The sequence below is a fragment of the Pseudomonas sp. UBA1879 genome (genome assembly GCF_002338065.1).
Taxonomy (GTDB): domain Bacteria; phylum Pseudomonadota; class Gammaproteobacteria; order Pseudomonadales; family Pseudomonadaceae; genus Aquipseudomonas.
Genome location: NZ_DDHJ01000018.1, coordinates 155,431 through 161,745, shown reverse-complemented (window position 1 = coordinate 161,745; position 6,315 = coordinate 155,431). Strand labels below are relative to the sequence as shown.

Annotated in this window: 7 protein-coding genes; 2 read left to right on the top strand and 5 right to left on the bottom strand. The window is 60.7% G+C overall.

The window, feature by feature from the left end:
- Positions 1-217: 217 nt before the first annotated feature.
- Positions 218-1,177 carry a 3-hydroxyacyl-CoA dehydrogenase family protein gene (locus tag B3N48_RS20960; protein WP_296187085.1) on the bottom strand — a complete coding sequence of 320 codons (960 nt, stop codon included), beginning with the start codon at positions 1,175-1,177 and terminating at the stop codon, positions 218-220.
- A 36-nt stretch (positions 1,178-1,213) separates the two neighbouring features.
- Positions 1,214-2,563 (bottom strand): MFS transporter, encoded by a 1,350-nt coding sequence (locus B3N48_RS20955; protein ID WP_296187084.1) that lies wholly within the window; start codon positions 2,561-2,563, stop codon positions 1,214-1,216.
- Positions 2,564-2,771: 208 nt separating this feature from the next.
- On the opposite strand from B3N48_RS20955, the gene B3N48_RS20950 reads away from it, so the two are divergent.
- Positions 2,772-3,401 carry a histidine phosphatase family protein gene (locus B3N48_RS20950; RefSeq protein WP_296187083.1) on the top strand — a complete coding sequence of 210 codons (630 nt, stop codon included), beginning with the start codon at positions 2,772-2,774 and terminating at the stop codon, positions 3,399-3,401.
- 40 nt (positions 3,402-3,441) lie between these two features.
- Here B3N48_RS20950 and B3N48_RS20945 read toward each other — a convergent pair whose 3' ends face one another.
- Both B3N48_RS20945 and B3N48_RS20940 read right to left on the bottom strand, forming a co-directional pair.
- The gene (locus B3N48_RS20945) at positions 3,442-4,242 is read right to left on the bottom strand and encodes a DeoR/GlpR family DNA-binding transcription regulator (protein WP_296187082.1); all 801 of its coding nucleotides are present in this window, start codon (positions 4,240-4,242) and stop codon (positions 3,442-3,444) included.
- 78 nt (positions 4,243-4,320) lie between these two features.
- A complete protein-coding gene (locus B3N48_RS20940) occupies positions 4,321-5,211 on the bottom strand; it encodes a pseudouridine synthase (protein ID WP_296187080.1) in 891 nt (296 codons plus the stop codon).
- Between the two features lie 491 nt (positions 5,212-5,702).
- Here B3N48_RS20940 and B3N48_RS20935 point away from each other — a divergent pair, with 491 nt between their 5' ends.
- Entirely contained in the window at positions 5,703-5,969 is a 267-nt protein-coding gene (locus B3N48_RS20935; RefSeq protein ID WP_296187079.1) for a hypothetical protein, read from the top strand.
- Positions 5,970-6,015: 46 nt separating this feature from the next.
- Here the strand turns inward: B3N48_RS20935 and B3N48_RS20930 are convergent, their stop codons facing one another.
- The gene (locus B3N48_RS20930) at positions 6,016-6,255 is read right to left on the bottom strand and encodes a glutaredoxin family protein (protein ID WP_296187569.1); all 240 of its coding nucleotides are present in this window, start codon (positions 6,253-6,255) and stop codon (positions 6,016-6,018) included.
- Between the last annotated feature and the right edge of the window lie 60 nt (positions 6,256-6,315).

Here is a 6,315-nt window from a genome sequence, read left to right as displayed (position 1 = left end):
GCCGTCGTTCCTCCGGCGGCTCCCACGGGATTTTCTTCGTTCCGCCAGGATGGGACCGACGCACCATCGCGAACGCGGCCATCGCACGGCTCCAGCTGCTCCCACATGGTTCGGGCCGGTCGCGAAATCTTCTCACACCGCAAACCCCGTGGGAGACGCCGGAGGGACGACGGCAGCGACGGCGACCTGTCGGACATACCGCTGCCACTGACTGACCTCAGCTCACCAACCCTGGCGCAGGGCCCAGCTCCGCACGCAACTTGCTCAACGCTGCGTAGGCCTTGTCGCGATAGGCCAGCAACTCGGCGCGTTTTTCCGGGTCGATGTCGAGGAAACCGTGCCCGGCCTTCAACCCGTAATTGCCAGCGTCCACCAAGTCCTGCAAGGCTTTCGGTGCTGCCAGGCGGTCGCCATAGGTGCCCGCCAGGGTTTTGTAGGACGAGGCATAAACATCCAGCCCGGCCATGTCGCCAATCGCGAACGGCCCGAACAGCGCAAGGCGAAAGCCGAACGCGTTGCTGACCACCAGATCGACCTGCTCTGGCGTCGCCAACCCTTCCTCGACCACCATCACGGCTTCTTTATAAAGGGCGAACTGCAATCGGTTGGCGACGAAACCGGGGGTGTCCGCAACCCGTGCGGGCACTTTGCCGACCGCGCGAATCAGCGCTTCCAGCGTATCGACGTGAGCAGGCAGCGTGTGTTCGCTGGCGATCAATTCGACGCTCGGAATGAACGGTGCCGGGTTCATCCAGTGCACCCCGAGAAACCGCTCCGGATGGCTTACGAATTTCGCCAGCTCGCCAATCGGAATGGCCGAGGTGTTGGTGCCGATGATCGTTTCCGCCGAAGCCGCCGCCGATACTCGCCCCAGCACGTCGCGCTTGACGTCCAGCGACTCGAACACCGCCTCGGTGACATATTCCACGCCCTCGACCGCCTCCTCAATGGACGCTGCTGCCGTGAGGTTGGCGCTCAGCCGGGCATAGGCATCTTCCGGAAACAGACCCGCTTCAGCGAAGGCCTTGCCCTGTTTGAGCAGGCGCTCCAGGTTTTCCTCCGCCACGCTGCCGGACACGTCGCCCAGGACCACCTGTGCACCGCCCAAGGCCAGCACCTGCGCGATCCCACCGCCCATATAACCGGACCCGACCACCGCTACTTTTTTGATTGTCATGACAACTCCAAACGTAAGAAATGAAAGGCCACGCAATCAAAGCTGCTGATCGCTGCGGTCCTTGAGGCTCGACAAGGCCAGCGCGGCAATCACCCCGCCCGCTGCCAGATAAGCGGCGACGGCATACCCCGAGCCGAAGCTGACCAGCAGGAACGACGCAATCAATGGCGCAGGACCGCCGGCAACCAGCGAAGACATCTGATAGCCGACCCCGGCACCGGTGTAGCGAACGTGGACCGGGAACTGTTCGGAAATCAGCGAGGCCTGGGCGCCGTACTGAATGGCGTGAGGCACCAGCGACAGGGTGATGGCGATGAAGATCCAGGTCTCATTGCCGGAGTTCAGCACCCAGAAATACGGGAACGCCATGAGGATGAGGACCGCACAGCCGAAGTAATACATGTTGCGCCGGCCAACCCGGTCCGCGAGGTTGGAGAAGATCGGCAGCAGGATCAGGTCCAGCACCGCTGCGGCCAGCGTCCCCAGCAACACGAACGTGCGCGAGACGTGGGCCGTTTGCGTCGCGTAATCGAGGATGAACGCCGTGAAGATGTAGAACGGCATCTGCTCGGACATGCGCAGGAACGCCACTTTGAGAATTTCGCGCCAATAGTGTTTGACCACGAATTTGAGCGGGCTTTTCTCGATCTGCTGGTTCTGTTTTTTCGCCGCGAAGGACGGCGTCTCTTCAATGGAAAGCCGCACGAACAGGCCGACCACCACGAGAATCCCCGACAGCAGAAACGGAATGCGCCAGCCCCATTGGAGGAACTGATCACCCGTGAAATAACTCGACCCCATCACCGCCGACGTGGACAAGATCAGGCCGATGGACGTCCCCAATTGCGGCCAGGCACCGGCAGCGCCGCGCTTCTTCTGATCGCCCCACTCCAGCGACATCAACGCCGCGCCGCCCCATTCGCCGCCGACGCCGAACCCTTGAACCAGTCGCAGCAAGATCAGAATCGCCGGCGCCCACAGCCCGATGCTGTCGTACGTCGGCAGGAACCCGATAAGAAACGTCGCGACCCCGGTCATCACCAGGGTCACGATCAACGTGGTCTTACGCCCGACCCGGTCGCCGAAATGGCCGAAGACCGCTGCACCGATGGGACGAATGGCGAACGCGATGGCAAAGGAGGCGAACGACAGCATAAGGGAGACGAGTCGGTCATGGGTGGGAAAAAATAACAACGGGAACACCAACGCGGCGGTCGCCCCGTAGATGTAGTACTCGTACCACTCGATGGTGGTGCCAATCAGGCTGCCCACCGAAGCCCGGCGGCGCTGCTTGAGTTGGTGCGCGGTGGGCGGCGCCGGATGCGCAACCGGTTCAGTGTCAGGTGTAGCGGCGCTGCCGCCCAGGGTGCCGTCGAGTGTGGACATGAAACTGCCTCCATTATTCTTATTGGGTAGGCAAAGCGCACGAAGTGGCCGATCCGACCAGTGGGCTTGCGCTCTGACATGAGCAACGCGGGGTGTCGTGTGGCTTTTGCATATGAGCTCACAGTATTTGTTATTTTTTAACATTGTCAAGCAATATGCGTTAATATTTAACAGACCGTCTTATCATTTTTCACACCCAGGATTTTCAATGAACACTGACGAGCCGACGTCCCGCACGCTCTACCTCATTCGTCACGGTGAAACCGACTGGAACGCCAGGCGCCTGCTGCAGGGCCGTCGCGATATTCCGCTGAATGCTGTCGGTCAGGAGCAGGCAGTGGTGTCGGGTACCTGCCTGAATTGGCTGCTGCCGAACCCTTCCCGGACCGACTTCATCGCCAGCCCGCTGAGCCGCACCCGGCAGACTATGGAAATCATTCGTCAGCAGTTGGGGTTGGTGGCCGAGGACTACCGCACTGACGCGCGTCTGGTGGAGATCCACTTTGGCGAATGGGAGGGGTTGGACTGGCAGCAGATCGCCAAGCGTCAACCGGAGCGTTACGCCGCGCGCCAAGCAGATCCGCTGAATTTCATGCCCACCGGCGGCGAGAACTACCCCCACGTATTCGAGCGGGTCGGCAGCCTGTTGAGTGCGTTGCAGCGGGACACCGTGCTGGTGGCTCACGCTGGGGTACTACGCAGCTGTCTGGCCTTGCTGACCGATGTGCCGGAGCGCGCCGTGCCGTGGCTGGAAATCCCTCAGGATCAAGTGTTGATGCTGCGCGACGGGCGTTTTGCCTGGATGCAGGTCAGCACAGCGCCGGAGGGTAGCCGCTGAGTCCCGGATGAGATCAGGGGTCTGACCGGATCAACGGCGATCAGGCGAGGATCAATTCGATGCCGGAGCGACGAATGCCGGCGGCAGAATCCGGGGGCAGCCCGTCGTCGGAAATGATCGGGTCGAAACGGTCGAGACCCGCGACCCGGTACATGCCGAACGTGCCGTACTTGGAACTCGTGGCCATTAACACGACCTGTGAAGATCCGGCCATGGCGGCCTTTTTGACCTCGACCTTGGCCTCGGACGGCGTGGTGATCCCGCGCTGCAGGTCCCATGAACTGCTGGAGATGAAGGCGATGTCGGTGGCCAGACTGCGCAGCGTGTCAGCCGCCAGGGTGCCGATGCCGGTGATGTTGTCGTGGTCGAGCACGCCGCCGGTGTGAATCACATTGACGTGCCGCGCCTCCGTCAGCGCCATGACAATGCTGAAGTCGTTGGTGATCACGGTGATGCCTGACAGCGCAATGATGTGCGGCACGAGGCACAGCGTCGTGGTGCCTGCATCGAGATAGACCACCATCCCTGGCTTCAGGTATTGCGCGGCGATGATCGCCATGCGCTGTTTCTGTTCCGACTCGAGAATCACCCGCTTGTGATGGCTCGGCTCATTGACCATTTGACTCGCCAGGCGCACGCCACCCGGCACAGAAAAGACCAACCCCTCCTGCTCCAGCACCGCGATGTCCCGGCGTACGGTCATGTGCGAGCAATTGAAGATTTCCGTCAACTGCACAACGCTCAACGTCTGCTCCCTGCGCAGCCGACGAATGATCATCTCGCGACGTTGCGTTGGCTGCATAGGTGGCGCATCGGGTAGCGGCAGAAGGTCTTCGCTCATGGGGGCTCTTGGGGTCGGGTTGAAGGCGTAGATTAACGCACAACGTCAGGCGGGCGTTGTTGATTGCCCCCGTTTTATTTACCACTCCAACCTGATGCGGCTCTCGAACAGCCGCTCCTCCCCCGTCACCGGATCGACGAACCGCAACCCCTGCGCCAGCAATTTCAGCGGCCGGTCGTAATCATCCACGGCGTCCTTGATCACCTCGGGATAGAAAGGGTCATTGCAAATTCCCGCGCCGAGCGCCGCCATGTGCACCCGCAACTGATGCTTCTTGCCGGTCACCGGGTACAAGCCATAACGCCACAGGTCGCCCTTGCGCTCACAGACTTCGATCCGGGTTTCGGTGTTGCTCGGCCCTTCTCCTTCCTGCATGCGAAAAAACGGCTCGCCATCCACCAGACGGCTCGTGTGCACCCGAGGAAATTCCAGCCCAGGCAAGGCGCAGGCGATGGCTTCGTAGCGTTTGTCGATTTTCCGGGTGGGAAACAGCGCTTGATACGCCGAGCGGCTGTCTTTATTCGCGGAGAACAGCACCAGACCTGCGGTGTGACGGTCGATACGGTGCAGCGGCACTAGATTGGGATTGTCGAGCGTGCGAATCAAGCGCCGCAGCAACGTCTGTTCGACGTACTCCCCGGCAGGCGTGACCGGCAGGAAGTGTGGCTTGTCGGCGACCACCAGATGCGCGTCGGCGTACAGAATCGTCTCTTGCACGGGAATCGGCACTTCATTGGGCACTTCGCGAAAATAATGAATGCGCAGGCCTTCACGGTACGGCAGGTCCAGTGCGATGGGCTGTCCTTCGCCGTCCAGGACTCGACCACGGGCAATCCGGTCCAGCCATTGCTCCCGGCTAATGGCGTTGAAGCGTTCGCACAGGCAATCGACCACCGTCAGCCACGGTCCCGGCGGGAGATAAAGGGTGCTGGCCTGGCGCTCGGAGGCGATGAAAGCGGGTTCGGACATGAAGGGCTCAGAATCTGTGATCGGACTGACACGACAAGCGCGGCATTATCGCCCAGCCCAGCGGCGTTGCGCGAGCAGCGTCACATCAAATGAAGCCGCTCGGCGTGTAGGCGGTGACGGTCGCCTGAGTATCGCCGTGACGATTTGTCGCAGCCCGATTCAGTACCAGTTGTCAGACATCCATATGACAGCGGTAGAAGCGACAACTGATTTGTCCTAAAATGTTTCCAAATCGGCAAGCAGGCGCGACACCGACCGACATCAACCGGGCCTCCACAGACCCGCGCGATGACCGAATCCGAAAACGCCTGCTGGACCTGAACTCATAAAAAGAAAGCCCGTCCTCGACGGGCTTTTTTCGTTTTCAGCGTTTGCTCAGCGCATCCAGCGCGCGACCGCCGGACTCACAACGTCGGCACTGAAGACCCAGGACACCCGGTGTTCTCACTGCCCACGACAGATTTCTTCTTTCAAACCTTGAGGTGACACACATGCTGGTTCAACTGTTTCAATGGATCAAACGCCTTTCCACCGGTACCCCGGCCGAAAGCGAAGAGCGCTACTCGCAATCCTTCCAGGACGAAGACAGCGATGTCAGTCGCTGGACCTTCATGTCGGTGTTCATCATCTTCACCCTGAGCCTCTACATCGTCGCGGGCCTGGGCTACTACGCCAAAGTGCACGTGTGGGATGGCATGAGCGAAGCGCAGAAAGAAGCCGTTGCGAAAGCAATGGTCGTGGACACGCAATATCTCTGATTGATCGACCTGGATTGAGCGCCCCGGACTGAGACACCGCCCGGCCTCAGTCACGCAAAAATATCACCACCTGTCCGGTGTCGAACGGCCAGTCCAGTTCGGCACCGGTGTCGGTGCGCCGCAACACTGGAATGCGCAAACCGTAGACGTCATTCAGCGCATCGCTCTCTGCAATGTCCACCAGCTCGACCAGCAAGCCGTGGTCCACCAGCGGCATCAGCTCAGCCTCGGCAATCTCGCATAGATGACACCCTATCGTACTGAACAGTTGGCATTCCGGCGGCATGTCGTGACCCTCTGCGTGCCCGGTGCAACCGCCGGTTTCAGCCACTGCGGTCGCAACAAC

Excerpts from the sequence above, each read along its gene's own strand:
- B3N48_RS20960 (WP_296187085.1), bottom strand. The coding sequence starts at position 1,177 with ATGACAATCAAAAAAGTAGCGGTGGTCGGGTCCGGTTATATGGGCGGT.
- B3N48_RS20955 (WP_296187084.1), bottom strand. The coding sequence starts at position 2,563 with ATGTCCACACTCGACGGCACCCTGGGCGGCAGCGCCGCTACACCTGAC.
- B3N48_RS20950 (WP_296187083.1), top strand. The coding sequence starts at position 2,772 with ATGAACACTGACGAGCCGACGTCCCGCACGCTCTACCTCATTCGTCAC.
- B3N48_RS20945 (WP_296187082.1), bottom strand. The coding sequence starts at position 4,242 with ATGAGCGAAGACCTTCTGCCGCTACCCGATGCGCCACCTATGCAGCCA.
- B3N48_RS20940 (WP_296187080.1), bottom strand. The coding sequence starts at position 5,211 with ATGTCCGAACCCGCTTTCATCGCCTCCGAGCGCCAGGCCAGCACCCTT.
- B3N48_RS20935 (WP_296187079.1), top strand. The coding sequence starts at position 5,703 with ATGCTGGTTCAACTGTTTCAATGGATCAAACGCCTTTCCACCGGTACC.
- B3N48_RS20930 (WP_296187569.1), bottom strand. The coding sequence starts at position 6,255 with ATGCCGCCGGAATGCCAACTGTTCAGTACGATAGGGTGTCATCTATGC.